General features: G+C 67.3%; 25 protein-coding genes. 10 read left to right on the forward strand and 15 right to left on the reverse strand.

Annotated features, from left to right (window positions below):
• A complete protein-coding gene (gene miaA / locus GKO32_RS06135) occupies positions 1–903 on the reverse strand; it encodes a tRNA (adenosine(37)-N6)-dimethylallyltransferase MiaA (RefSeq protein ID WP_312867560.1) in 903 nt (300 codons plus the stop codon).
• Entirely contained in the window at positions 900–1,565 is a 666-nt protein-coding gene (locus GKO32_RS06140) for a class III extradiol ring-cleavage dioxygenase family protein (RefSeq protein WP_312867561.1), read from the reverse strand. The genes miaA and GKO32_RS06140 overlap by 4 nt, the downstream gene beginning before the upstream one ends.
• Positions 1,566–1,776: 211 nt before the next feature.
• Here GKO32_RS06140 and GKO32_RS06145 point away from each other — a divergent pair, with 211 nt between their 5' ends.
• Positions 1,777–3,087, forward strand: coding sequence for a DUF349 domain-containing protein (locus GKO32_RS06145; protein WP_154755798.1), 1,311 nt, complete (start codon positions 1,777–1,779; stop codon positions 3,085–3,087).
• Between the two features lie 567 nt (positions 3,088–3,654).
• Here GKO32_RS06145 and GKO32_RS06150 read toward each other — a convergent pair.
• From GKO32_RS06150 to GKO32_RS06165, 4 genes are read right to left on the reverse strand one after another with little or no spacing between them, the layout of a single operon-like run.
• A complete protein-coding gene (locus tag GKO32_RS06150; protein ID WP_154755799.1) occupies positions 3,655–4,116 on the reverse strand; it encodes an Rv2732c family membrane protein in 462 nt (153 codons plus the stop codon).
• Complete coding sequence (gene miaB, locus GKO32_RS06155; RefSeq protein WP_154755800.1) at positions 4,113–5,594, reverse strand: tRNA (N6-isopentenyl adenosine(37)-C2)-methylthiotransferase MiaB; 1,482 nt, start codon at positions 5,592–5,594, stop codon at positions 4,113–4,115. Before miaB ends, GKO32_RS06150 begins: the two co-directional genes overlap by 4 nt.
• A gap of 34 nt (positions 5,595–5,628) precedes the next feature.
• A complete protein-coding gene (locus GKO32_RS06160; RefSeq protein ID WP_154755801.1) occupies positions 5,629–5,976 on the reverse strand; it encodes a type II toxin-antitoxin system PemK/MazF family toxin in 348 nt (115 codons plus the stop codon).
• On the reverse strand, positions 5,976–6,191 hold the full coding sequence (locus GKO32_RS06165; protein ID WP_154755802.1) for a DUF8778 family protein: 216 nt from the start codon (positions 6,189–6,191) through the stop codon (positions 5,976–5,978). The genes GKO32_RS06160 and GKO32_RS06165 overlap by 1 nt, the downstream gene beginning before the upstream one ends.
• A 231-nt stretch (positions 6,192–6,422) precedes the next feature.
• On the opposite strand from GKO32_RS06165, the gene GKO32_RS06170 reads away from it, so the two are divergent.
• The 4 genes from GKO32_RS06170 to GKO32_RS06185 all read left to right on the forward strand — a co-directional run bounded on the left by GKO32_RS06170 (position 6,423) and on the right by GKO32_RS06185 (position 9,773).
• Entirely contained in the window at positions 6,423–7,151 is a 729-nt protein-coding gene (locus GKO32_RS06170; RefSeq protein WP_208024289.1) for an amino acid ABC transporter ATP-binding protein, read from the forward strand.
• A gap of 57 nt (positions 7,152–7,208) precedes the next feature.
• On the forward strand, positions 7,209–8,114 hold the full coding sequence (locus GKO32_RS06175) for a glutamate ABC transporter substrate-binding protein (RefSeq protein ID WP_154755804.1): 906 nt from the start codon (positions 7,209–7,211) through the stop codon (positions 8,112–8,114).
• 154 nt (positions 8,115–8,268) lie between these two features.
• Complete coding sequence (locus tag GKO32_RS06180) at positions 8,269–8,916, forward strand: amino acid ABC transporter permease (RefSeq protein WP_154755805.1); 648 nt, start codon at positions 8,269–8,271, stop codon at positions 8,914–8,916.
• Complete coding sequence (locus GKO32_RS06185) at positions 8,913–9,773, forward strand: amino acid ABC transporter permease (protein ID WP_154755806.1); 861 nt, start codon at positions 8,913–8,915, stop codon at positions 9,771–9,773. The genes GKO32_RS06180 and GKO32_RS06185 overlap by 4 nt, the downstream gene beginning before the upstream one ends.
• Positions 9,774–9,826: 53 nt before the next feature.
• Here GKO32_RS06185 and ggh read toward each other — a convergent pair whose 3' ends face one another.
• Positions 9,827–11,212, reverse strand: a complete 1,386-nt coding sequence (ggh, locus tag GKO32_RS06190; protein ID WP_312867562.1) for a glucosylglycerate hydrolase — start codon at positions 11,210–11,212, stop codon at positions 9,827–9,829.
• Positions 11,213–11,298: 86 nt separating this feature from the next.
• Between ggh and GKO32_RS06195 the strand changes: the two genes are divergently transcribed.
• Together GKO32_RS06195 and GKO32_RS06200 are read left to right on the forward strand one after the other, a co-directional pair.
• Positions 11,299–12,462 (forward strand): ROK family transcriptional regulator, encoded by a 1,164-nt coding sequence (locus tag GKO32_RS06195; protein ID WP_312867563.1) that lies wholly within the window; start codon positions 11,299–11,301, stop codon positions 12,460–12,462.
• A 32-nt stretch (positions 12,463–12,494) separates the two neighbouring features.
• Positions 12,495–14,246, forward strand: a complete 1,752-nt coding sequence (locus tag GKO32_RS06200) for a P-loop NTPase fold protein (protein WP_312867564.1) — start codon at positions 12,495–12,497, stop codon at positions 14,244–14,246.
• Here the strand turns inward: GKO32_RS06200 and GKO32_RS06205 are convergent, their stop codons facing one another.
• The 4 genes from GKO32_RS06205 to GKO32_RS06220 are packed head-to-tail and all read right to left on the reverse strand — an operon-like array spanning position 14,247 to position 18,007.
• The gene (locus GKO32_RS06205) at positions 14,247–15,002 is read right to left on the reverse strand and encodes a succinate dehydrogenase/fumarate reductase iron-sulfur subunit (protein WP_154755808.1); all 756 of its coding nucleotides are present in this window, start codon (positions 15,000–15,002) and stop codon (positions 14,247–14,249) included. It lies immediately after the preceding gene.
• Positions 14,999–16,897, reverse strand: a complete 1,899-nt coding sequence (locus tag GKO32_RS06210; RefSeq protein WP_154755809.1) for a fumarate reductase/succinate dehydrogenase flavoprotein subunit — start codon at positions 16,895–16,897, stop codon at positions 14,999–15,001. Before GKO32_RS06210 ends, GKO32_RS06205 begins: the two co-directional genes overlap by 4 nt.
• Positions 16,898–16,907: 10 nt before the next feature.
• Positions 16,908–17,732 carry a succinate dehydrogenase subunit SdhC gene (sdhC, locus tag GKO32_RS06215; RefSeq protein WP_312867565.1) on the reverse strand — a complete coding sequence of 275 codons (825 nt, stop codon included), beginning with the start codon at positions 17,730–17,732 and terminating at the stop codon, positions 16,908–16,910.
• Positions 17,729–18,007 carry an Rv0250c family protein gene (locus tag GKO32_RS06220; RefSeq protein WP_154755810.1) on the reverse strand — a complete coding sequence of 93 codons (279 nt, stop codon included), beginning with the start codon at positions 18,005–18,007 and terminating at the stop codon, positions 17,729–17,731. Before GKO32_RS06220 ends, sdhC begins: the two co-directional genes overlap by 4 nt.
• 243 nt (positions 18,008–18,250) lie before the next feature.
• Between GKO32_RS06220 and edd the strand changes: the two genes are divergently transcribed.
• From edd to GKO32_RS06235, 3 genes are all read left to right on the forward strand, one after another.
• The gene (edd, locus tag GKO32_RS06225; protein WP_154755888.1) at positions 18,251–20,188 is read left to right on the forward strand and encodes a phosphogluconate dehydratase; all 1,938 of its coding nucleotides are present in this window, start codon (positions 18,251–18,253) and stop codon (positions 20,186–20,188) included.
• Complete coding sequence (eda, locus tag GKO32_RS06230) at positions 20,166–20,753, forward strand: bifunctional 4-hydroxy-2-oxoglutarate aldolase/2-dehydro-3-deoxy-phosphogluconate aldolase (protein WP_246243244.1); 588 nt, start codon at positions 20,166–20,168, stop codon at positions 20,751–20,753. The genes edd and eda overlap by 23 nt, the downstream gene beginning before the upstream one ends.
• Before the next feature lie 61 nt (positions 20,754–20,814).
• Entirely contained in the window at positions 20,815–22,257 is a 1,443-nt protein-coding gene (locus tag GKO32_RS06235) for a lipase maturation factor family protein (protein ID WP_312867567.1), read from the forward strand.
• Positions 22,258–22,846: 589 nt separating this feature from the next.
• Here the strand turns inward: GKO32_RS06235 and GKO32_RS06240 are convergent.
• The 4 genes from GKO32_RS06240 to GKO32_RS06255 all read right to left on the reverse strand — a co-directional run bounded on the left by GKO32_RS06240 (position 22,847) and on the right by GKO32_RS06255 (position 25,490).
• On the reverse strand, positions 22,847–23,149 hold the full coding sequence (locus GKO32_RS06240; RefSeq protein WP_154755812.1) for a hypothetical protein: 303 nt from the start codon (positions 23,147–23,149) through the stop codon (positions 22,847–22,849).
• A gap of 300 nt (positions 23,150–23,449) precedes the next feature.
• The gene (locus GKO32_RS06245) at positions 23,450–23,977 is read right to left on the reverse strand and encodes a regulatory protein RecX (RefSeq protein WP_312867590.1); all 528 of its coding nucleotides are present in this window, start codon (positions 23,975–23,977) and stop codon (positions 23,450–23,452) included.
• A gap of 71 nt (positions 23,978–24,048) precedes the next feature.
• Positions 24,049–25,086 (reverse strand): recombinase RecA, encoded by a 1,038-nt coding sequence (gene recA, locus GKO32_RS06250; protein WP_154755814.1) that lies wholly within the window; start codon positions 25,084–25,086, stop codon positions 24,049–24,051.
• A gap of 209 nt (positions 25,087–25,295) precedes the next feature.
• On the reverse strand, positions 25,296–25,490 hold the full coding sequence (locus GKO32_RS06255; protein ID WP_154755815.1) for a DUF3046 domain-containing protein: 195 nt from the start codon (positions 25,488–25,490) through the stop codon (positions 25,296–25,298).
• Positions 25,491–25,646: the final 156 nt, after the last annotated feature.

The raw sequence follows: 25,646 nt of genomic DNA on the forward strand, positions 1-25,646 counted from the left end.
CTACTGGCACAGCACGGAACGCACTCGCGCGGCTACGTCGTGATCGTTTCCGTTGAACCACACGATCCTCGCGTCCCGCCGGAACCAGGATCGTTGCCTGCGAACGAATCGACGCGTCGCCTGCTTCGTCGCGGCTGCCGCGGCGGCGAAATCCCCCGCACCGTCCAGTTCCGCGAGCACTTGCTGATACCCCAGGGCGCGCGAAGCCGTCTTTCCTTCGCGCAGTCCCCGTTCGGCGAGCGCCCGCACCTCATCGACGAGCCCCGCCGCGAACATCCGCTCGACGCGCAGATCGACCCGCTTGTCGAGTTCTTCCGGTTCCCGGTCGATCCCGATGAGCACCGTCTCGTAGCGTGGCGGGCCCGGTTTCGGCATGTTCGCGGAAAATGGTTCGCCAGTGAGCTCGATGACCTCCAGCGCGCGCACGATCCGCCGCGTATTGGACGGCAGGATCACCGACGCCGCAGCGGGATCCAGCCGGGCGAGCCGTTCGTGCATCACCGCGGCCCCGGCTTCGGCCGCTTCGGCTTCGAGCCGGGTACGGACAGCCGGATCGGTGCCGGGGAAACGCAAATCGTCAAGCACCGCCTGGACGTACAGGCCCGAACCGCCCACGAGGATCGGCACCTTGCCTTCGGTGCGTAGCCGTTCGATGACCGCCCTCGCGTCGCGCTGGTAGGCCGCGACCGACGCCGCCTCGGTCACGTCGAGCACGTCGAGCAAATGGTGCGGGATGCCGCGGCGCTCCGCGACGGTCATTTTCGCCGTACCGATATCCATCCCGCGATACAGCTGCATCGCGTCGGCGTTGACGACCTCGCCGCCCAACTCGATGGCGAGGGTGACGGCGAGATCGGACTTCCCGGTCGCGGTCGGGCCGACCACGGCGATCGGCCGGTTCACTCCCGCTCCCACACCGCGACGTGGTAGGCGACGCCGAACGGCGCCGCGGAGTACAACAGTTCCGCGTGCCAGTCCCCGCCCGTTCCGGCCAGTACCTGCCACGGGACGCGGCCGCCTGCACCGAGCTCGCCGGCCAGCTCGGGGTCGAGCCCCAGCAACGCATCGCCGTCGGCCTTCGCGAGTGCCTTCGCGACCGCATCGTCGAACGCTGGTGCTCGCTCGTCCTCGCTACCTGGGGACCCCGGGCCGTGCCGGTTCGAGCCGTCGCCAAGGATCAGCAGGTCACCGGTCAGTTCCTGGCCCACCTGCGCACAATCCTCGGCTTTCGAGGTGCTGGCCACCAACCGCACCTCAACCGACTCCGCACCCGCCTGTTCCCGCAGCCAGCCCGCGATCAGGGCGGGCAGCGGCAGGTCACGCGACGTTGCACCGGCTGACAGTGCCACCCGCTCGTCGATCCCGTAACCACGGAAGGTCCCGGCGGCATCCGGGCCGATGACCTCGTCGTGGTCATGCCCGCCGACAGCCGTCCAAACCGGGCCCAGTCTGCACACGGCGGCGACGCACGTGTCACGGAGAGTGGCCAGGTGCGGGTCGGGTCCGGGGGAAAGCCGTGGTAGCAACAGCGGCGGCTGTGGTACCACGACGGCACGCCTGATCACACTGGTCGAGATTACCGGGCCGGTGTGAGCACACCGTTGCCACAGGCGGCCACAATAGAATCACCCGTCCGACGACCACACCGAGTACCGCAAGCCGTGCTGAACTGCTTGAATGCGGCGTGGGGATCGAAGTTGTCCCCTTGCACTACCCGGCCCCACCCCGGTGGGGCGCCCGCCACCAGGCGGGCTGACAGGCGATAAGGAGCCTGCGATGGCCGACGAGAACCAGCCCGGCGTACCCGCACCACACAAGATGCCGCTGCCGCACCCGCCTGGCGGTCACGACCGCCCGGTGCCGCCGGCCGAGCCCAACCCGTCGCGGTGGGGCCGGGTGGACGACGAAGGCAATGTCTACGTGCGCACCTCGGACGGCGAACGCACGGTGGGAGTCTGGCAGGCAGGCACGCCGGAGGAGGGCCTGCTGCACTACGCGCGCCGGTTCGACGACCTCCGCACCGAGGTCGAGTTGCTCGCGACACGGCTGAGCTCGGGCGCCGGTGACCCCAAGCACGCGCTCGCGACCGCGAGCCAGCTGCGCGACAGCCTGCCGGAAGCCGCCGTTGTCGGTGACCTCGCGGCCCTCGGTGCCCAGCTCGACCGGATCGTCGAACAGGCCGAGGGTGCGCTGGCGAACGCGAAGCAGGAGCGCGAGCAGGCCAGGTCGGCCGCGATCGGGCGCAAGCAGGCGCTCGCCGAGGAAGCCGAGCAGATCGCCGCGGAATCCACCCAGTGGAAGGCTGCCGGGGACCGGTTGCGGGCGATCCTCGACGAGTGGAAAACGGTCAAGGGTGTCGACCGCAAGACCGACGACGAGCTGTGGAAACGGTTCTCCAAGGCGCGGGAGGCGTTCAACCGCCGTCGCGGGTCGCATTTCGCCGAGCTGGACAAGCAGCGCGCCGCCGCGAAGGGCCGCAAGGAGGAGCTGATCGCGGAGGCGGAGTCGCTGGTCGACTCATCGGACTGGGGTCCTACGGCGGGGCGGTACAAGGAGCTGATGGCCGAGTGGAAGGCAGCCGGCCGCGCGCCGAAGGAGACCGACGACGCGCTGTGGCAACGATTCCGGGCGGCACAGGACAAGTTCTTCGCCCGCCGGTCGGCGGTGTACTCCGAACGTGATGCCGAGTTCGCGGCGAACGCCACGCGCAAGGAGGAGCTCCTGACCGAGGCCGAGAAAATCGACCCGGCGGCGAACCTGGACGCGGCGAAGGCACAGCTGCGGCGGATCCAGGAGCAGTGGGACGAGATCGGCAAGGTGCCGCGGGAGCGGATCCGCGAGCTCGACGGGCGGCTCAAGACGGTGTCGGACCGGATCCGGGAGGTCGAGGACAGCCGGTGGCGGCGCACCGACCCGGAGGCGCAGGCGCGTGTGGACCAGTTCCGCGAGCGGGTGCACCAGTTCGAGGCGCAGGCGGAGAAGGCCCGCGCCGCGGGTGACGAGCGGCGCGCGAAGAAGGCGGATGAGCAGGCCGCACAGTGGCGTGAGTGGATGGAAGCCGCGGAACGCGCCGTCGCCGATCGGTGAGTCCGCGGCCGTTCGGAGCCACAGCCGGGGCTGCCGGTCGGTGAGCCGCGAGTCGGCGGACCCGCGCTGCGGCCCGGGCGGGCGCCGGCTGGGCAACGCCGCGTCACCGACCCGTGAGTCCGCTCCCATCGAAGCAGCGCCGGGGGTAGCCGGTCGGTGAATCGCGAGTAGGCCGGACCTGCGCTGCGGTGGAGCGGGACCGGCTGGGCAAGGCGGCGTCGCTGATCCGTGAGTCCGCGGCCGTTCGGAGCCAGAGCCGAAGGGTGCCGGTCGGTGAATCGCGAGTCGGCGGACCCGCGCTGCGGCCCGGGTGGGCGCCGGCTGGGCAACGCCGCGTCACCAACCCGTGAGTCCGCTCCCATCGAAGCAGCGCCGGGGATAGCCGGTCGGTGAGCCGCCAGCAGGCCGGACCCGCGCGAGGGCGGAGTCGATGTCGGCTGGGCAACGCCGCGTCGCCGGCCGGTGAGTCGCGGGTCCTGGAGGAAGCGGCGCCGATACGCGGTCACCTATCGGGGCCCCGGCGGGATCGGGCAAACCGGGTCAGGAAACCGGAAACATCGAACCGCGTCAGGTGCGAGAGAAGGCTGTGCGCATCCAGTTGGCGGCCAGCAGGATGATCGCCGCCAGTGCGATGATCATGCCGATACCCGGGCCGTTGCCGGCGGCGCCGTTCGCGCCCGAGGACTGTTGCGACCAGACCGCGAGCAGGCCGTCGACCGAGGAGAACCAGCCGCCCATGGCGCAGACCCACGTCAGCCACCAGCGCCGGGTGGCCAGCGTGAGCACGGAGCACAGCACTCCGATCCCCGTCGAGGTGATGGCGAACAGCTGCGGGATCGCCCCGCCGTCACCGAACAGCACCTGCCAGCCGACATGGTCGCCCACCCACGGCAGCAGCTGCCCCACGAGCAACACGAACACCAGCACCGAGATGATGAATCCCCGCCGCCCCAGTTCCACCGTGCGGGAAACCTTGGCGCCGATCGCGTCGACGTCCTCGGCAAGCCGCCGCACATCGTTGTCGCTCATGAGCAACCACCCGTCACCGCCGCGGGCGCACCGAACGACGGCAGGCCAAGGCTGACCCCGTCGGTTTTCGGTCGCAGCCCGGCCGCCACGTTGTCACCCGCCCGCGTCCGCCGGTGGGTCAGCACGTCCCCGTCCGCCACCAGATGGTGTGGCGCGCCGTAGGTGATCACGGTCTCCACCACGTCCCCAGGTCGCACGTCGCGATCCACGGCGGGTCCGGTCGGCGTGAAGTGCACCAGCCTGCCGTCGCGGGCACGGCCGCTCATCCGGTGCGTCTCGGCGTCCTTACGACCCTCGCCCGTCGCGACAAGCAGCTCCACCTTGTGCCCCACGAGCTTCTTGTTCTCCTGCCACGCGATGTCGTTCTGCAACTCGACCAGCCGGTCGTAGCGCTCCTGCACGACCTGCTTCGGCAGCTGACCCGGCATGTCCGCGGCCGGCGTGCCCGGCCGCTTCGAGTACTGGAACGTGAAAGCGCTGGAGAACCGGGCCTGCCGCACGACATCGAGCGTCGCCTCGAAGTCCTCTTCGGTCTCGCCGGGGAAGCCGACGATGATGTCCGTGGTGATCGCCGCATCCGGCATCACCGCCCGCACCTTGTCCAAAATGGACAGATAGCGGCTCGACCGGTAGGACCGCCGCATCTCCTTGAGGATCCGGTCCGAACCGGACTGCAACGGCATGTGCAGCTGGTGGCACACGTTCGGCGTCTCGGCCATCGCGTCGATCACGTCGTCGGTGAACGCGGCCGGATGCGGCGAGGTGAACCGGACGCGCTCGAGACCGTCGATGCTTCCGGTGGCGCGCAACAGTTTCGAGAACGCCTGCCGGTCACCGAACTCGACGCCGTAGGAGTTGACGTTCTGACCGAGCAGCGTCACCTCGAGCACGCCCTCGGCGACGAGCGCCTCCACTTCGGCGAGCACCTCACCCGGACGGCGGTCGCGTTCCTTACCCCGCAACGAAGGAACGATGCAGAACGTGCAGGTGTTGTTGCAGCCCACCGAAATCGACACCCAGCCCGAGTAGGCCGAATCGCGGCGGGCGGGCAGCGTCGAGGGGAACGTCTCCAGCGATTCGAGGATCTCCACCTCAGCCTCGGCGTTGTGCCGGGCGCGTTCGAGCAGCACCGGCAGCGACCCGAGGTTGTGCGTGCCGAACACGACGTCGACCCAGGGCGCGCGTTTGACGATTTCACCACGGTCCTTCTGCGCGAGGCAGCCACCGACCGCGATCTGCATGTCCGGGTTCGCGTCCTTCGCCGGACGCAGGTGCCCGAGCGTGCCGTAGAGCTTGTTGTCCGCGTTCTCCCGCACCGCGCACGTGTTGAAGACGACGAGGTCCGGCGCGCCGCCCTCGGGGGCCGGCACGTAGCCCGCTTCCTCCAGCTGCCCGGCAAGGCGCTCGGAGTCGTGCACGTTCATCTGACAGCCGAACGTGCGGATTTGGTAGGTTTTGCCGACCTCTGCCGTAGTCATCGACTACCAGGGTAAACCTGGCCCGTTCCGCCGTTCACAGACCCAGATGCACACGCAGGGCCTCGTCCAGCTTCGCCATCACCGACGCGGGCAGGTGGCCGGCCTTGCGGCCGATCCGCTCCACCGATACCGACCGGACCTGCTCGGCCTGTGCCTTCGAGTCCACCTTCAACCCGCATTCCTTCGCGGGCAGAAGGACCTGGAACGGATACACCCGCGAGACGTTCGACGTGACGGGCACGACCGTCACCACACCGCGTCCCAACCTGGTGGCCACCGCATTGGCCCCGTCATTGCTCACGATCACCGCCGGGCGCGTCTTGCTGGACTCGGCGCCACGAACCGGATCCAGATCGACCAGCCGGATCTCGGCACGCCGCATCAGCGGGCCAGGCCGTCACCGGTCACGACGTCCCACACGTCGCGATCGACCTCCCATTCCTCCCAGGCAGCCTCGTAATCGGTCTCGAGCTGCGAAGCGCGAAGCAGGTCGATCGCGCGCTGCACCACGGCCGACCGGGAACCGGCCTGGGTCTGTGCTGCGTACTCGTCGAGAAAGGCGACGTCTTCCTCGCCCAGACTCACGCTCAGCTTCATATCCAGCATGCTACCCCCAGTGGTACCCCCGTTGCTACTTTGATGCTACCTGGTGTGCCGATGTGACGCACGTCCTTCTTGCGTGGTTAAGGTGCACCTCGGGTACCTAGATGACGCCTAGGTTGCGTTTAGTCCGATTTGAACGCGGACGTCGCGACTTCGGTGTTAGATCCCCGGATGAGCCGGGGTGTTATGGAGGGATCGATGACCACAGCGACGTCAGCGACGCCGATGATCAAGGCGGCGGGCGTGAACAAGTTCTTCGGCGACCTGCATGTGTTGAAGGACATCAACATCGAGGTCCCGCGCGGTCAGGTCGTCGTGGTGCTCGGCCCGTCAGGATCTGGTAAGTCGACATTGTGCCGCGCCATCAACCGTTTGGAACCCATCAATTCGGGTGAAATCGCGGTCGACGGCGAGCCGTTGCCCGCCGAGGGCAAGGCGCTGGCCGCCCTGCGTGCCGACGTGGGGATGGTTTTCCAGTCGTTCAACCTGTTCGCGCACAAGAGCATCGTCGAGAACGTGATGCTCGCGCCGCAGAAGGTGCGCAAGGTGTCCTCGGCCGACGCACGCAAGACCGCGATGCAACTGCTGGACCGGGTCGGCATCGCCAACCAGGCCGACAAGTACCCCGCCCAGCTTTCCGGTGGCCAGCAGCAGCGCGCGGCGATCGCCCGCGCGCTCGCAATGAAACCGAAGGTGATGCTCTTCGACGAGCCCACCTCGGCGCTGGACCCGGAGATGGTCCAGGAGGTGCTCGACACGATGATCAACCTGGCCAAGGAAGGCATGACGATGCTCGTGGTGACCCACGAGATGGGCTTCGCTCGCCGCGCGGCACACCGCGTGGTGTTCATGTCCGACGGAGAGATCGTCGAGGACACCCAGCCCGACGAGTTCTTCACCAACCCGCGGTCCGAGCGGGCGAAGGATTTCCTCGGCAAGATCTTGACTCACTGACCGAAATCGCGGCGCGCCAGAGCGTCGCCCCGTTTGAAACAAGACAGGGGAGTTCCCATGAGAATCCGCACCCTGGCAGCAGGGCTGCTGGTCGGCGCGCTGGCGCTGACCGCATGCGGCAAGGAGGGCACGCCGTCGGGTGCCGGGAATACCGGTAACGCCGCGTCGACGCCCAGCTACACTGTGGCGTCCAATGTGGACGTGGCCGGATCGGCGACCTTCGCGAAGATCAAGAACAAGGGCGGTCTGACCATCGGGGTCAAGGACGATCAGCCCGGTCTCGGTCTCAAGGACCCGACCACCGGCAAGTACGCCGGGTTCGACATCGAGATCGCGAAGATGGTCGCGGCTGGCCTCGGCTTCGACGAAAGCAAGATTACCTACAAGGTCGTCGACTCGAGTGCCCGCGAGGCGGCCATCGCCAACGGGGACGTCGACTACTACGTCGGGACGTACACGATCACCGACAAGCGCAAGGCGCAGGTTTCCTTCGCGGGCCCGTACTTCATGGCCGGCCAGGACCTGCTGGTGCGCAAGGACGACAACTCGATCACCGGCAAGGACACCTTGAAGGGCAAGAAGGTCTGCTCGGTCACCGGATCGACCCCGATCCAGCGGGTGCGTGACCAGCAGCTGACCGAGCCGGGCAACATCGTCGAGTTCCAGAAGTACTCGCAGTGCGTGGACAAGCTGGCCACCAAGGAGGTCGACGCCGTCACCACCGACGACGCGATCCTCAAGGGCTTCGCCGCGCAGGACCCGGACACCCTGAAGGTGGTCGGCAAGCCGTTCTCGCAGGAGCCCTACGGGATCGGCCTGAACAAGGACGACTCGGCGCTGCGCAACAAGATCGACGACCTGCTGCAGGCCTCGCTGGACGATGGCACGTGGCAGAAGATCTACGACAGCACCCTCGGCAAGTCCGGCTCGACCGCGACGAAGCCGACGATCCAGCGGTACTGAGCAAGTCCTTTGTGGCCGGTGGGCGCGACCCCGCGCCCACCGGCCCCCCTTTTCCCGTCCGCGATGCCTTTCCCGCGCCGCGCCATCCGGTCGCACCGCCACTGGCACCGCTCCCACATCACGTTGAAACAGTCCCTACCGCGGGGAAGGCTCCATGAACGTACTCCTCGACAACCTGGACCTGTACGGTCCGTTCTTTCTCACCACGATCGAACTGTTCCTGCTCTCGGCCGTCGCGAGCCTGATTTTCGGCACGTTCCTGGCGATGCTGCGGGTCAGTCCGGTGCCGGTGTTCCGCGCGGTCGGCACCACGTACGTGACGTTGCTGCGCAACACGCCGCTGACGCTCGTATTCGTGTTCCTCGTCTTCGCCTACCCGCTGCTGCAGATTCTCGAGCTCAGCTACTTCACCGCCGCGGTCGTGGCGCTGACGCTCTACACCTCGGCGTTCATCTGTGAGGTCGTGCGCTCGGGGATCAACACGGTGCCGGTCGGTCAGGCCGAGGCCGCCCGTGCGCTGGGCCTCACCTTCACTCAGGTGCTCGGTCAGATCGTGCTGCCACAGGCGGTCCGGTCCGTGGTGCCGCCGCTGATGAGCATGCTGATCGCCTTGCTGAAGAACACCACGATCGCCGCCGGATTCTCGGTCGCCGAGGCCGGTGCGGTCCGGCAGTACCTGTCGGAACGCGGTGAGAACCAGCTGGTCGGTCTGCTGTGGGTGGCGCTCGGCTTCATCATCCTGGTCGCCATCCTGTCGTTCGTGCAGCGGACCCTCGAGAAGCGGTGGAGCGTGGCCCGATGAGCAACGTCCTTTTCGATATTCCCGGTCCACGGGCCCGGCTTCGTTACCGCGGGTTTGCCGCGTTCGGTGTCGTGGTCGTGGTGGCCATCCTCGCGTACATCGTCTACCGCTTCTACGACAGCGGGCAGTTCAGCGCCCGCAAGTGGGAGTGGCTCCAGTACAGCCAGGTGCAGACCGACCTGGCGAACGCTGTGCTGGCGACGTTGAAGGCGTTCGCCCTCGGTGCTGTGCTGGCGCTGATCTTCGGTGCGATCTTCGCCGCGGGACGGCTTTCCGATCACGCCTGGGTGCGCGGGATCTCGGTGACGATCGTCGAGTTCTTCCGTGCGATCCCGTTGCTGGTCCTGATGTTCCTGTTCTACTACGGGTTGCCCGCGGCGGGGATCCCGATGACCCCGTTCCTCGCGGTGGTGCTCGGGCTGACGCTGTACAACGGGTCGGTGCTGGCGGAGGTCTTCCGCGCCGGAATCCAGTCGCTGCCCAAGGGCCAGCGGGAAGCCGCGTATGCGCTGGGCATGCGCAAAACCCAGGTGATGTTCTTCGTGCTGATCCCGCAGGCGGTGCGGGCCATGCTGCCGACGATCATCAGCCAGCTCGTCGTGCTGTTGAAGGACACCGCGCTCGGCTTCCTGGTCACCTACCCGGAGCTGCTGTACTACGCGCGCTACATCGGCTCGCAGGGCGCGTTCGGCCGCCCGATCGTGCCGTCGACGATCGTGGTCGCGGCGATCTACATCGCGTTGTGCCTGCTGCTGACGGCGCTCGCGACTTATCTGGAAAAGCGCAACCGCCGCAGCAAGAAGGCGGTGGCCGCCAAACCGGCCGAGGCCGAACCCTTGGAGGCAGGGGTCCTGTAGAACAGCGCGAAAAAACGGCCGGTCTCGCAGTTCGAGGCCGGCCGTTTTCGTGGTCAGTCCTCGCAGAGCCAGTCCAGGACGACGGCGGCGGTCCAGGATTGCTCGGTGCTGCCGAGCGGTTCTCCGGTGAAGGGCTGGAAGTATTCGCCGAACGAGCCGTCTTCGGTGAGCCGGATTCCGCCGTCGCGCAGGTGACGCGCTCGCTCGTGCCAGCCACGTCGTTCGAAGGCCCAGGTGAACAGCCAGACAATGACCGGCCATTGTGGACCGCGCCAGTACTGTCGCGGGTTGAATCCCGGCCGCATCGGCGAAACCGATGGTGGTACCGGCGCGAGCAGGTCCGGGTGACCGCTCCAACGATCACTGTCCAAAAGCGACAGTAGGCGAAGTTGCACGTCGTCCGGGGCGCCACCGCACAGCAGTGGTGAGAATCCGGCGATGGTCTGAGTGTCGAGCCAGCGGTTGGTGCGCAGGTCACGGTCGCGCGCCATCCCCGAGACCGAGTGGCAGCTGGCCGCGACGGCGTCGCGGGCCTTGGCCGCCCAATCGGCAAGGTCGTGGAGCTCGTCGGTGTCCTGCCCGAACTCCTCACCCAGTTCGATCAGCACGTCACAGGACATCGCGAACAGCGCGGTGATGAACACGTCTCCGACCAGGAAGCTCGAGTTCGCCACGATCTTGCGCTGGTCGTAGCCGGCGCGGCGCATCTCCTCGATCAGCCAGAGGTACCGGTCGTACTCGCGGTCGGTCGGCCGCTCGCCGGGGTCACCGACGTTCCGCAGGTCCTTGCGCACGTAGGGGGGCAGCGCGGCACCGGGGTGGACACCGTCGTAGGGCACGTCCCAGCGCGGGGAATTGTCCATTCCGGACTCCCACCCGTGCACGATGGCGACGAGCCCGCTCGAGCCCGGCGTGCGGTACTCGACCAGCCAGCGGTGCCACGCATAAAGCTTGGGCCAGATGCGGCGCGCGAACCGTTCCGCGTCGATCCGGTCGTCCGGCCCGGAGCGGCGGGCGATGTCGAGTACCCGGCGCACCGCGATCGCGTGCACCGGCGGCTGGCAGATGCCGGACGTGCGCACATGCCGCGGGCCGTCGAGCGCCTCGTCGGTGCCCCAGCGGTCCGGGCCGGGAAAGTAGGCGTCGTTCTCGGTGAACACGATGTGCGGCACCATGCCGTTGCGCCACTGCGCGGCGAACAACGTGTCGAGTTCCGCGATGGCGCGCTGCACGTCGAGACGGGCGAGCCCGATCGAGATGAAAGCCGCGTCCCAGCTCCACATGTGCGGATACAGCCGCGGCGCCGCGGTGATGACGGCTCCTGTGTCGTTGTCCCGCAACACCCTGGCCGCCCTCGCCGCCAGTGCCGGCTCCGGGTAACGGACCCGGCGTCTGCCACCCGCGGGGCCGTCGGTCGCATTGGTGACGTCGACCGTCACTTTTTCGCCTCCACCACCAGCCCGGGGCCGGGTTAGACTTCTGTCAGGAACCTGAACATAAGTCTACCCGGGGAGCACTGTCAAACGTGCCACCACGTGCTGTCGGCCCGCCCACATCGGCTGGGCACATCCTTGCCGTGCTTCGCGCCGAGGGTCCACTCACTCGCCAGGAGCTGCAGGACCGCGTCGGCCTGTCGCGGCCGACGATGGTGGAAAGACTCGAAGTCCTGCAACGGTTTCAGCTGATCCGGCAGACCGGGTTGCGGGCGTCCGGCGGCGGCAGGCCCGCACAGATGCTCGCGGCCAACGACGTGGGCCGCACCGCGCTGGTCGCCGATATCGGGCAACGGCACGCCACCATCGCGGTAACCGATTTGCGGGGCACCGTGTTCGGGCAGGTTCACCGGCCCCTACCCGGCGGGCACCTGCCCGGGGAAACGCTGTCCTACCTGCTGACCACCGGGCGTGAACTGCTCCGCCGGACCGAACGCGGGGACAGCCTGTGCGCGGTGGGGTTGAGCGTGCCAGGGCAGATCGACCACGCCGGAGGCACCACGATCGCACCGCGGACCATGCCGGAATGGTCGGGCGTGGCGTTGCGCGAGCGGTTCGCCGATGCCCTGTCGGTGCCGGTGTTCCTGGAAAACGACGCGAACGCGCTGGCCTTCGGCGCCTACTGCGACCTCGGCCGCCCGGACGCGGCGCTGGTCGGCGTGAAGGTCGGTACCGGGATCGGCGCCGGGCTGGTGATTTCCGGACGAACGCATCGTGGCGAGACGGCGTCGGCGGGCGAGATAGGGCACATCCGGATCGAGGGGCACGAACAGCGTTGTGATTGTGGACGGCGGGGCTGTGTCTCGGCGATCGCGAGTGGTCAGGCGGTGATCCGGCAGCTGCGGCCGACCGGGGTGCGCACGGCCGAGGGCGTGGTGCGCCGGGTGCGGTCCGGTGATGCCGAAGCGGTCCGGGTGACCGCGGCCGCGGGGCGGCTCGTGGGCACGGTGCTCGCGACCGTCGTCACCATCGTCAACCCACGGTACCTCCGGGTCGGCGGCGCAATCGGGGTGCTGCCGCCGTTTCTCGACGGCCTCCACGAGGGGGTGCTCGCGAACGCGCACACCAGCGCGCTGGAGGGGGTGAGCGTGGAGGCGTGCCGGCTCGGCGTCAACACCACCCTGGCCGGACTCACCGGGCTGGTCGCGGACGAGATGCTCGCACCGGCCGCGGTCGACGCGCTTGTGCACGCCTGATCTGCCGCGGGGTTTGCGGTATAACACCTGGCGTGACGGGTTTCGACGAGGACGGCTTCACGCTCACCGATACGCCGAAGCCGGGCTTCGCCGTGCTGAACGACTCGCCCGTCGGCGAGGGCGGCAACGAGGATCTGCTGGAGTCGACGGTCACCGCCGGGAACCTCGCTGAGCTGATTCTCGCTTCCCGTGGCGCGGCGCCGTTCACCGTGGCGATCGACGCGGGCTGGGGCATGGGCAAGAGCAGCCTGCTGCGCAGGCTCGACGCCGCACTGGCGAAAGATCACGCGGTCAGCACGGTCTGGTTCAACGCGTGGACGTCCGAGCGCGCGGATGCCGTCGAAGGGCTCATCAAGTCGGTACTGCTCAGCTTCGATCGCAACGTGCTGCGCCGGGTCGTGCGCGGCACGCTGCGCAAGACGCATGTTGTCGGCGCGGCGAAAGCGCTTTCTCTCCTGGCGTCGAGCTTCTTCGGTATCGGCCAGGTGGTGGACGCCATGTGGCGGGCGCTGGCCGTGAATGCGAAGTCCCGCAACGAGATCAAGGCCGTCGTCCGGGACATGGCCAAGGCGTGGCTGGCCAAGGGCGGGCAGGCCACCGGGCAACGGCTGCTGGTCGTGTTCGTCGATGATCTCGACCGCTGCTCGGACGAGCGGATCTTCGAGGTGTGCGAGACGATCAAGCTGTACCTGGACGTGCCGGGCATCGTGTTCGTACTCGCGTGCGATCAGGCCGTGCTGTGGCGGGCCGTCGGCCACGACCGGGCCGGTGAAGGCGTGCGGTACCTGGAAAAGATCATCCAGGTCAGCTACCCGATCCCGGCGCCGAGCCCCGCGCTGGTGCGGAACCTGGTAAATGGTTATGTACGACAGTCCGGGACGGCGCACCTGTTCGACGAGTCGATGAAGACGCTGCTCATCGAGCGCACGGACCGCAACCCGCGCCGGATCAAGCGACTGATCAACAGTTTCGTGGTCGAGCACCGCCTCGGCCGGACCGGCGACGAGCTGAGCGCGGAAAACCTCGTGAAGATCATCCTGCTCCGGCATTTCTATCCGGAGTTCTACACGATGATCATCCACACATCCGAGGGTGACATGGCGACCCGGTTCCTTGACTACCAGGACTTCCGCGAATCGGTGCGGCAAGGTGCCGAGCCGGATCCCGTGGCACGGGAACGGTTGTTCACCGCCACCGGGGTTCGGCCGCCCGCGGCGAACGCGTCCAAGGCGGAGGTGAGCCAGTCCCTCGAGGAAGTGACGAAAGAGCTTCCGGTGAACTTCCCGGAACTCGCCAGGGACAAGGAATTCGTCGCCCTGTTCCGCAGCATCCCGCCGAACGCCCTGCGCCTGCCCCAGCCGCTCGTCGAGGATTCCTATCCGGACTTCCCGCTCGGCGACCAATCGCGGCGGACCGACACGTTCGCGGGGCTGCGCGTGCTGTGGATCGACGACGTGCCCGACGGAAACCGCCACCTGATCGAGGAATTCCGGTTGCGGGGCGCGCGAGTCGACACGGCGACCAACCGCGAGGAGGCGATCGCACTCCTCCCCCGGTTGCGGCCGAACGCGCTGATCTCGGACATCCAGCGCTACGACGATTCCCACGCGGGCTTCACGGATCTGCGGTACCTGCGGGACCAACATCTCTACGACGGTCCGGCGTTCTTCTACACCGGACACGTCACTCCCGCCCGGCTGTCGCAGGCGAAGACGCTGGGCGCCGACGGCGTCACCAACAACCCCACCGATCTGCTGACCTGGCTCGGCGAGCTGCCCACCTAGCTACTTCTTGTTGCGGCGAAACAGGTTCGTGCCGAGCCAGACGATCGGGTCGTACTTGCGGTCCGCGACGCGCTCCTTCATCGGGATCAGCGCGTTGTCGGTGATGTGGATGCCCTCCGGGCAGACCTCGGTGCAGCACTTGGTGATATTGCAGTAGCCGAGACCGTGCTCTTCCTGCGCCGCCTCCCGGCGATCGGCCACATCGAGCGGATGCATCTCCAACTCGGCGATCCTCATGAGATAGCGCGGTCCCGCGAAGTGCTCCTTGTTGTCCTCGTGGTCCCGCACGACGTGACAGGTGTTCTGGCACAGGAAGCATTCGATGCACTTGCGGAATTCCTGCGAGCGCTCGACGTCAACCTGCTTCATCCGGTATTCGCCAGGCTTCAGCTCCGGCGGCGGCGTGAACGACGGGATCTCGCGCGCCTTGGTGTAGTTGAACGACACATCGGTCACGAGGTCACGGATCACCGGGAACGTGCGCATCGGGGTCACGGTGATGACCTCGTCCTCGTCGAACACCGACATCCGGGTCATGCACAGCAGCCGCGGCCGCCCGTTGACCTCCGCCGAGCACGACCCGCACTTGCCCGCCTTGCAGTTCCACCGCACCGCCAGATCCGGTGCCTGGGTCGCCTGCAGCCGGTGGATGATGTCCAGCACCACCTCGCCGTCGTTCACCTCGACCGTGAAGTCACGCAACTCGCCGGCGTCGGCATCACCGCGCCACACCCGGAAGCTCGCCTTGTACGTCATGCGTTCCTCCCGGGATGATCGGCCAGTTCCGGCTCGGTGTAGTACTTCTCCAGCTCGTCGAGCTCGAACAACCGCAGCAGGTCATCGCGCATCGGTTCCTGCTCCTTCGGCGTGACGGCCACCCCGTCACCGGATACCGAGCAAACGAGAAGTCTGTTGCGCCACAAGGAATCCATCTGCGGATGGTCGTCTCGGGTGTGACCACCCCGGCTTTCCGTGCGCTGCAACGCCGCCCGTGCCACGCATTCGCTGACCAGCAGCATATTTCGCAGGTCCAGCGCGAGATGCCAGCCGGGGTTGAACTGGCGGTGGCCTTCCACCAGCACATTACCGACGCGCGATTTGAGCTCTTCGAGCTTGACCAGCGCCCGCTCGATCTCCTCGGCCTTGCGGATGATGCCGACCAGGTCGTTCATCGTCTGCTGCAGCTCGTTGTGCAGCGTGTACGGGTTCTCCTCGACGCCTTGGGCCGGCGGGTCGAACGGCGCCACCGCGGCACGTGCCGCTTTGTCCACATCGGACTGCAACACCAGCGGCTTCGCCTCGAGAGATTCCACATAGGACGCCGCACCCAGACCGGCCCGGCGGCCGAACACCAGCAGATCCGACAGCGAGTTCCCGCCCAGCCGGTTCGAACCGTGCATCCCGCCGGAGCACTCACCGGCCGCGAACAGGCCCGGCACCGTCGAGGACGCCGTGTCCGGATCGACCTCGATACCACCCATGACGTAGTGACAGGTGGGCCCGACCTCCATCGGCTCGGCCGTGATGTCCACATCGGCCAGTTCCTTGAACTGGTGGTACATCGAGGGGAGCCGCTTCTTGATCTCCTCGGGCGTGAGGCGGCTGGCGATGTCGAGGAGCACGCCGCCGTGCGGGGAACCGCGGCCCGCCTTGACTTCCGAGTTGATGGCGCGCGCGACCTCGTCACGGGGCAACAGGTCCGGGGTGCGCCGGTTGTTCTCCTGGTCGGTGTACCAGCGGTCGGCCTCGTCCTCGCTGTCGGCGTACTGGCCCTTGAACACGTCGGGCACGTACTCGAACATGAACCGCTTGCCGTCGGAGTTCTTGAGCACTCCGCCATCGCCACGCACACCTTCGGTGACGAGGATGCCCTTCACACTCGGCGGCCAGACCATGCCGGTCGGGTGGAACTGGACGAACTCCATGTTGATCAGCGTCGCGCCCGCCCGCAGCGCGAGCGCGTGCCCGTCCCCGGTGTACTCCCAGGAATTCGAGGTGACCTTGAACGACTTGCCGATCCCGCCGGTGGCCAGCACCACCGCGGGCGCCTGGAACAGGATGAAGCGCCCGCTCTCGCGCCAGTACCCGAACGCGCCGGCGATCCGGCCCTCGTCCGTGAGCAGCTCGGTGATGGTGCACTCGGCGAAGACCTTGAGCTTGGCCTCGTAATCCCCGAACTTTTCCTTGTCTTCCTGTTGCAGCGAAACGATTTTCTGCTGCATCGTGCGGATCAGCTCGAGCCCGGTGCGGTCACCGACGTGCGCCAGCCGCGGATAGGTGTGCCCGCCGAAATTGCGCTGGCTGATGCGCCCATCCGGGGTGCGATCGAAGAGCGCGCCGTACGTTTCCAGCTCCCACACGCGATCCGGCGCCTCTTTGGCGTGCAGCTCGGCCATCCGCCAGTTGTTGAGGAACTTGCCGCCGCGCATGGTGTCGCGGAAGTGCACCTGCCAGTTGTCGCGTTCGTTGGCGTTTCCCATCGAGGCGGCGCAACCGCCCTCCGCCATGACGGTATGTGCCTTACCGAACAAGGACTTGCACACCACCGCGACCGACAGCCCACGTTGCCGGGCCTCGATGACGGCTCGCAAACCGGCACCACCGGCGCCGATCACCACCACGTCGTAGTCGAGCCGTTCGACCTCTGTCATGGAGCCACCTTCAGTTCACGAAACGGGGATCGGCGAAGACACCGCTGGCAACGAGCATCACGTACAGGTCGGTGAGCACGAGGGTGCCGAGCGTGGTCCAGGCCAATTGCATGTGCCGGGTGTTGAGCTTGGAAACCTGCGTCCACATCCAGTACCGCACCGGATGCCGGGAAAAGTGTTTAAGCCGGCCACCGGCGATGTGCCGGCACGAATGGCAGGAAATCGTGTACGCCCACAGCAGCACGACGTTCCCCACGATGATGATGTTGCCCAGCCCGAAACCGAAACCGCCACCGCTGCCGTGGAAGGCGACCACGGCGTCGTAGGTGTTGAGCACCGACACGATCATCGCGACGTAGAAGAAATAGCGGTGCACGTTCTGCACGATCAGCGGTAGCCGGGTTTCCCCGGTGTATTTCCCGTGCGGTTCCGCGACAGCGCACGCGGGCGGGGAGAAATACACCGAACGGTAATAGGCTTTCCGGTAGTAGTAACAGGTCAGCCGGAAACCGAGCAGGAACGGCAAAACCAGCGCGCCCAAAGGGATCCAGCTGGGAAAATCGCCGAACCAGTGTCCTAGATGACTTGAACCGGGCAGGCAGGAAGTGGAGACGCACGGCGAATAGAACGGCGTCAGATAATGGTATTCCGGCACCCAGTAGGCGGTCCGCACGAAGGCGCGGATCGTCGCGTAGATGACGAACGTGGCCAGGCCCAGCGTGGTGAGCAGCGGCGAGAGCCACCAACGGTCGGTGCGCAGCGTGCGCGCGGCGATGCGGGCCCGCCGCGGGGCCCGCACGCCGCCGCTGACCGCGCTGTCAGCGGGTGCGCTCACCGGTGGTAGCCGCCGATGCCTTCATCGTCGGCCCCGTGCCATAGCGAGGGGTCGTACGGGCCGTCCGGGATCTTGACCACCTGCGCGGGGTCGATCCGTTTTGGCTGGGCCGGGATCGGGCTGTCGAGCTCGCATGCGTCGATGTCGAGCCGCTCCACGTCGTTGGCCAGCCGGCGCACGGCAGCGGCGTCACCGTAGCGGGACCGCAGCGCGCCGAGGCACTGCCGCAGCTGCCCGATCGTCCGGCGAAGTTCCGCAATTTCGGTGGTGGACATCGCTTACCTCCGAGTCATTCCGGCGGCGGAGCCGTCACTAGAACTCTGCCGCTATGGTTGCAATGTGACAAGTAGCACACGACCACGGGTCGTGGTGATCGACATCACCTTGATCGATACTCTTAATCGATTTTGATCCGACCGGATCTCTGATTAGTGTGGCAACTGTCACGCCTTCGCGACGTCAATGCGGCCGTCGAAACCCACTCCTGAACCGAGGCGGTAGCCGTGTCATCTGCACCCATGCACCCGAGCGTCGAAGAGGTCACCCACCGCATCATCGAGCGCAGCGCCGCCACGCGCCGCGCGTACCTGGAGCGAGTCGCCGCGGCGCACACGGAAGGCCCGGTGCGCGCGGGAATGGCCTGCAGCAACCTCGCCCATGGCTTCGCCGCGTGCCACGGCAGCGACCGGCTCGCGATCCGTGGCCTGCGAAAACCCGCGGTCGCGATCGTCTCGGCGTACAACGACCTGCTTTCGGCACACCAACCGCTGCACGAGTACCCGGAGTGGATCAAGGACGCGGTGCGGTCCGCCGGTGGTGTCGCGCAGTTCGCCGGTGGTGTGCCCGCGATGTGCGACGGCATCACGCAGGGTCGTTCCGGGATGGAGCTGTCTCTGTTCAGCCGCGAGGTCATCGCGATGGCCACCGGGATCGCCTTGTCGCACGAGATGTTCGACGGTGCGCTGCTGCTCGGCGTGTGCGACAAGATCGTGCCCGGACTGCTGATCGGCGCACTCGCTTTCGGCCACCTGCCGGCGATCCTGGTGCCGGCAGGGCCGATGGCCTCGGGCTTGCCGAACAAGGAAAAGGCGCGCGTACGGCAACTGTTCGCCGAAGGTCGCACCACCCGTGAGGCTCTGCTCGAAGCCGAATCCGCGTCGTATCACTCCGCCGGGACCTGCACGTTCTACGGCACCGCGAACTCGAACCAGCTCGTCGTCGAGGTGATGGGCCTGCACCTGCCCGGGGCGAGCTTCGTACCGCCGGGCACGCCGCTGCGGCGGGCGCTGACCGAAGAGGCCGGACGGCGCATGGTGGCGTTGGCGCACAAGGAATACACGCCGCTGGCGGAGGTCGTCAGCGAGCGTTCGGTGGTCAACGGCGTGGTCGCGCTGCTGGCCACGGGTGGATCGACGAACCACACCATGCATCTGGTCGCGATCGCGGCCGCCGCGGGGATCGAGCTGACCTGGGACGATTTCGCGGACCTGTCGTCGGCGGTGCCGCTGCTGGCGAACGTGTACCCGAACGGCAAGGCTGACATCAACCACTTCCACGCGGCAGGCGGGGTGCCGTTCCTGGTCGGCACGTTGCTGGACGCGGGGCTGCTGCACGAGAACGTCCGCACGGTCGCGGGCGTCGGGCTGCATCGCTACCGCGCGGAACCGGTATTGCTCGACGGCGAGCTGACGTGGCGCGAGGCTCCGAGGCAGAGCCTGGACCCTGCGGTGCTGCGCCCGGTTTCGGCTCCGTTCGCGGCGGACGGCGGGTTGCGGATGCTCAGGGGGAACCTGGGCCGTGCGGTGATCAAAGTTTCGGCGGTGGCGCCAGAGCATCGGGTCGTACGGGCACCCGCGCGGGTCTTCACGTCTCAGCAAGCGTTTTCCGAGGCGTTCCAGGCCGGTGAGCTCGACCGTGACGTCGCCGTCGTGATCCGCAACCAGGGTCCGCGGGCGAACGGGATGCCCGAGCTGCACGGGTTGACGCCGGCGCTCGGCGCGCTGATGGACCGCGGGCACCGGGTCGCGCTGATCACGGACGGCCGGATGTCGGGCGCGTCCGGGAAGGTGCCGTCGGCGATTCAGCTGACCCCGGAAGCTGCGGCGAGTGGCCCGCTGAGCCGGGTCGAGGACGGCGACGAGATCGTGCTCGATGCCGCGGCGGGCCAGCTCGATATTCTGGTCGATGCGCGGGAGCTTGCGTCACGGCCGATCCGGGATTCGGCGCCGGACGAGGCTTCGTGGACGGGAACCGGACGGGAGCTGTTCACCGCGCTGCGGCGCGCGGTGGGTCCCGCGGACCAGGGCGCCGGTGTTTTCGGTCCGATGACGCCCGATCACTTCGCGTTCCAGCGAGGCTACAGGCGTCTACAATGGACGCGCGAGGAGGTTTGCGGTGATCAACGGACACGAGCTGCTGGCCTTGTCCCCGGTGATGCCGGTCGTGGTGCTGGATGACGTCGCGGACGCGGTGCCGGTCGCGCAGGCTCTTCTAGCGGGCGGGATCCGGGTGATCGAGCTGACCCTGCGCACCCCCGTTGCGCTCGCCGCAATCGCGCGGGTGGCCTCCGAGGTTCCGGAGATCGTGCTCGGTGCCGGTACCGTCACCACACCGGAGCAGGCCAAGCAGGCGACGGACGCGGGGGCGAAGTTCCTGGTGACGCCGGGCAGCACGGAACGCGTGCTGGAGGCTGCGTTCGGCTCGGGTCTGCCGTTCCTGCCCGGCGCGGGGACGGTGTCGGAGGCAATGCGCCTGGCCGAGCAGGGCCTCACCGCATTGAAGTTCTTCCCGGCCGAGCCGAGCGGCGGGCTGGCCTATCTCAAGGCGCTCGCCGATCCGTTGCCGCAGTTGCGGTTCTGCCCGACCGGCGGGATCAGCGCGCAGAGCGCGCCGTCGTACCTGGCACTGTCCACTGTGGGCTGTGTAGGCGGCAGCTGGCTGACGCCGAAGGATGCGTTGGTGGCCAAGGACTTTGACCGTGTCACCGCGCTGGCCCGGGAGGCCGCGACGCTGGCTCGTTGAGTGCTGCCCTTGGCGGCCGGGGCCACTATCCTTTGGGCGACATCGCCTCGAGGAGACCGCCGTGGGATGGGATTGGTTCAGCGACCCTGATTACTGGGCATCCAGACTGGTCTTCCAGCGGATGCTGGCGGCCGTCTATCTGATCGCGTTTCTGGTGGCACTCAACCAGTTCCGCGCGCTCCTCGGCACGAGGGGATTGTTGCCGATTCCGAAGTTCGTGGCGCGGGTACCGTTTCGTCGCGCGCCGAGTGTGTTCCGGTGGCACTACTCGGACAGGTTTTTCGCGGTGGTCGCCGGAGCGGGCGCGGTGGTGTCGGCGGCTCTCGTGGCCGGGGTGTCCGACTCGGCGCCGGTGTGGGTTTCGCTCCTGGTGTGGGCATTGCCGTGGGTGCTGTACCAGTCGATCGTGAACGTGGGGCAGATCTGGTACTCATTCGGCTGGGAGTCGTTGCTGCTGGAGACCGGTTTTCTCGCGATCTTCCTCGGCCCGGCCGGGATGGCGCCGCCGGTGCCGGTGCTGTGGTTGTTGCTGTGGCTGCTGTTCCGGGTGGAGTTCGGCGCAGGCATGATCAAGCTGCGCGGCGACCGGTGCTGGCGGGACCTGACGTGCTTGTACTACCACCATGAGACGCAGCCAATGCCAGGTCCGCTGAGCTGGTACTTCCATCACCTGCCGAAACCGCTGCACAAGGTGGAGGTGCTGGCGAGTCATTTCACGCAGCTGGTTGTGCCGTTCGCACTGTTCGCGCCGCAACCCGTCGCCGGCATCGCGGCGGCGATCATGATCGTGACCCAGCTGTGGCTCATCGTGAGCGGGAACTTCTCGTGGCTCAACCTGTTGACCATCACCATCGCCGTGTCTGCTTTGGACAGTCACATCATGGCGTTTTCCCGGCCGGATTTGACGGAACCGCCTCGGTGGTACCGCATCGTGGTGCTCGTAGTGGCGGCGCTGGTGCTGGCGCTGAGCTACCGTCCGGCGCGGAACCTGGTGTCGCGCGGGCAACTGATGAACTACAGCTTCGACCGGCTGCATCTGGTCAACACTTACGGCGCTTTCGGTTCCATCAGCAGGATCCGGCACGAGATCGTCTTCGAAGGCACGGATGATGTCGAGCTGACCCCCGCGACGGCGTGGAGTGAGTACGAATTCAAAGGCAAACCCGGCAATCCACACCGGCGGCCACGGCAGGTGGCGCCCTATCATCTGCGGCTGGACTGGATGTTGTGGTTCGTGCCCCTTTCGTTCAGGTACGGGGAATCCTGGCTGGAGCGGCTCGCGGAGAAGCTGCTGACCGCCGACCATGCCATGCTGAAACTGATGCGGCACGACCCGTTCAACGGCGAGCGCCCGACCTTCGTGCGGGCGCAACTGTTCCGCTACCGCTTCACCACCCGAGCCGAGCGCCGCGCAACGGGCGACTGGTGGGTGCGGCGCCCTGTCGAACCGGCCCTGGATGCTCGACGCCTGGGTGCCGACGGCGCCGCCGTCGCGGCGGACTAGCTTGAGTTTTGACGTCTGGGGTGCTGGGGCCGGCCCCAGTTGCTCACGGGTGAAGCCGTTCGTTGATCATTCTTCTTGACTCGTCGCGCGGACAGGCCGATCGGTGGGGTTGGCTGATTCTGGCTGCCTACACCCACTCCGGCTGGCCCGCCGGTTGGCCGCGGATTTACGGGCGCCCCTGGAAAAAACGCGCCGCCAGACCGGCTCACCCCCGCTCGGGTCCGTCGCAGATTTCGGCACCTACCCGCCAACACTGACTTCCCCGCGAACGCCGAAACCAACACGCGCCAGCCCAGGGGCGGCCACCCGTCACGACATGCACATCACCACCACAGCAACGACGACGAAGAACAAGCCCAACACACCCCGCCCACGCCGAACAGGTTAAAACTCAAGCTGGTCGTGGGCCGCGACGAGCCGGCTGTTTGGTGGTCGGTTGCCGAGGGAGGAGTGGCCGTGTCAAGGCCACGATCGCGGGATGTGGTGCTGGTCCAGGGGCACCCGGGTTTGGTGAAGCGGCGTTTGATGCCCCAGGCCGTGCAGACCCAACCGCAGTCGGTGCCGCGCCGGTAGCCGAGGGCGTTGTCGGTCAGGACGCGGTGCACGCGGATGTTGTGGGCGGCGAACGCATCGCGCCCGTGTAGTCGCCACCGGCCGGAATCCGGCCCAGTTTCTTCACGTCCACGTGGATCATTGAACCGGGTGTTCGGTGTTCAAAGCGGTTGGGGCTGCGCCGCGAACCGCGTACCGGCTCGCCGGTGATCGGGTCGATCGCGGCCAGGTGCGGCACGTCGTGATGGGCCAGGATCCATCCGACCGTCGACGGGTTGAGACCGAGTTCCCGGGCGAGCGCGACCGCTCCGCGACGGCGGTGTCGCCGCGCGGCCAGCACCCGTTGCTCGGCTAGGTGCGCGGCCGCCCACCCGGCAGCGATACGCGCGGAACAGTCGCCGCGATCGCCGATCGTCTTGACCGATAGGGGCGAGCCAGCACTCCCGCCAGCCCCGGATGCCTTACGCCTATGCCCCGATAAGCCACGGACGCGACAAGGCAGCCGCATCGCTGGGAAATCGTTTCATCAACGAGGCCGAGCCAACATCAACGGTGTCGGTTCAGCCTCGACACCCCCACGGCCCGACGATGCCACGCGGCTCCAGTCCCGACGATTCCGCCGTCACGGCGGTATCCCCCATCAGTCAGGGATTGCGTCGTCCAACGGGGTCGAGTCGGCACCAGCGTTTTTCAGTTCGTCACGGACCACCTGGTAGGCGAGGCCTTGCGGGTAGCCCTTGCGGGCCAGGGTGCCGAGGAGGCGCCGGATCGCGGTCTGCTCATCGAGGGTGGTCATCGCGCGGAGGCGTTTGCGGACCAGTTCGCGAGCCCGCTGCTCCTCGGACTCCCTGTCGATCTCCCCAGCGGCCTGCGCGGCGACCTGCCCGTCGACGCCCTTGCGTTTGAGTTCGGCCACGAGTGCACTCCGCGCCAAGCCCTGATAGGCATGCCGCGAGCGCACCCACTGCTCGGCGAACGCGGCGTCATCAACCAGACCGGAGCTGTCCAGCTTGCCCAGCAGGCGCTCACGCAACTCCTCGTCGAAACCCTTGCGCCGCAACGTCTGCCGGAGCTCGTCCTTGGTCCGCGGGCGCACGGCAAGGAGGTCGAAGCAGACCTCCTTCGCCTTCTTCCACGCCTCATCCGGCGACAGCTCCGCCGGATCGATCCTCGGCATAATTTCTCCTCAGCCCACGGCGCCGCGTGACACCACCACCCCGGGAGTCCGGGGCCGCCCCCCTAGAACTCGACAGGCGCGGCTTCCTCAGCATCCAGCTGGGCGCCGATACCGAGCTTTTCCTTGATCCGCTTCTCGATCTCGTTCGCGATGTCGGGGTTGTCCCGCAGGAACTTCCGCGCGTTCTCCTTGCCCTGGCCGAGCTGGTCGCCCTCGTAGGTGTACCAGGCACCGGACTTGCGCAGGATCCCTTGCTCCACACCCATGTCGATGAGCGAACCCTCACGGGAAACACCCTGGCCGTACAGGATGTCGAACTCGGCCTGCTTGAACGGCGGGGCGACCTTGTTCTTCACGACCTTGACGCGGGTGCGGTTGCCGACGGCCTCGCCACTGTCCTTCAACGTCTCGATCCGGCGCACGTCCAGCCGCACCGAAGCGTAGAACTTCAACGCCTTGCCACCGGTCGTGGTCTCCGGCGAACCGAACATGACGCCGACCTTCTCGCGCAGCTGGTTGATGAAGATCGCGGTGGTGCCGGAGTTGGACAGCGCACCGGTGATCTTCCGCAGCGCCTGGCTCATCAGCCGGGCCTGCAGACCCACGTGCGAGTCACCCATCTCGCCCTCGATCTCAGCACGGGGCACGAGCGCCGCCACCGAGTCGATGACCAGGATGTCCAGCGCACCGGAACGGATCAGCATGTCCGCGATCTCCAGCGCCTGCTCACCGGTGTCGGGCTGGGAGACCAGCAGAGCGTCGGTGTCGACGCCGAGCGCCTTGGCGTACTCCGGGTCGAGCGCGTGCTCCGCGTCGATGAACGCGGCGATGCCGCCGGCCTTCTGTGCATTGGCCACGGCGTGCAGAGCCACGGTGGTCTTACCGGAGGACTCCGGGCCGTAGACCTCGACGACGCGGCCGCGGGGCAGCCCGCCGATGCCGAGCGCGACGTCCAGTGCGATGGCACCGGTGGGGATCACCTCGATCGGCACGTGCCCCTTGTCGCCAAGGCGCATCAGGGAGCCTTTGCCGTACTGCTTGTCGATCTGGGCGAGCGCGAGTTCGAGGGCCTTGTCCTTGTCGGGCGCTGCTGCGGGCATTGAAATCCACCTCGTCGGTCGGAAGCCTGTGGGGGCTTTGTCTCGGGTCTTGAGCTGTTGGGCCCGACACTACGGGCGGGGGCCGACAATTCCTGATCGCGGCGATCGATCTGTGGATAGCTGACCCCGATGTGGATAACACAATAGACGAACACCTGTTCGACGCAAGGAGCGACACGCCCCCTGCGCGATTTTTCCCGCGAGGCGGCTCACCGGCGTTCGGCGGGCACGTCGAACGCCAGGCACACCTCCCGCCAGATCTCCTTCGCCGGGACCCCCTCGGCCAGCGCCTGCTCGACGGTCCGCCCGCCGAGCCCGCTGAACACGTGGTCTTTCGCCAGGACCTCGGCCCTGCCGGGCCCGAACTCCTCCGCCATCAGCCTTCGGAAAACCGTGATGCGCATCGAAGAGAGGTTAACGTGAGTGGATGCCCTCGATTGCGCTGACCGTGGCCTCGATCGCCGTGCTGGTCGCGGCACTCGTGGTCGCCCTGCGTGCGCTCTGGCAGCTACGTAACCGCAGGTGAGAGCCCCGGTGCGGGAAAACTGTCGGTGGGCCGG

Source organism: Amycolatopsis pithecellobii, assembly GCF_009707865.1.
Lineage (GTDB): Bacteria > Actinomycetota > Actinomycetes > Mycobacteriales > Pseudonocardiaceae > Amycolatopsis_E > Amycolatopsis_E pithecellobii.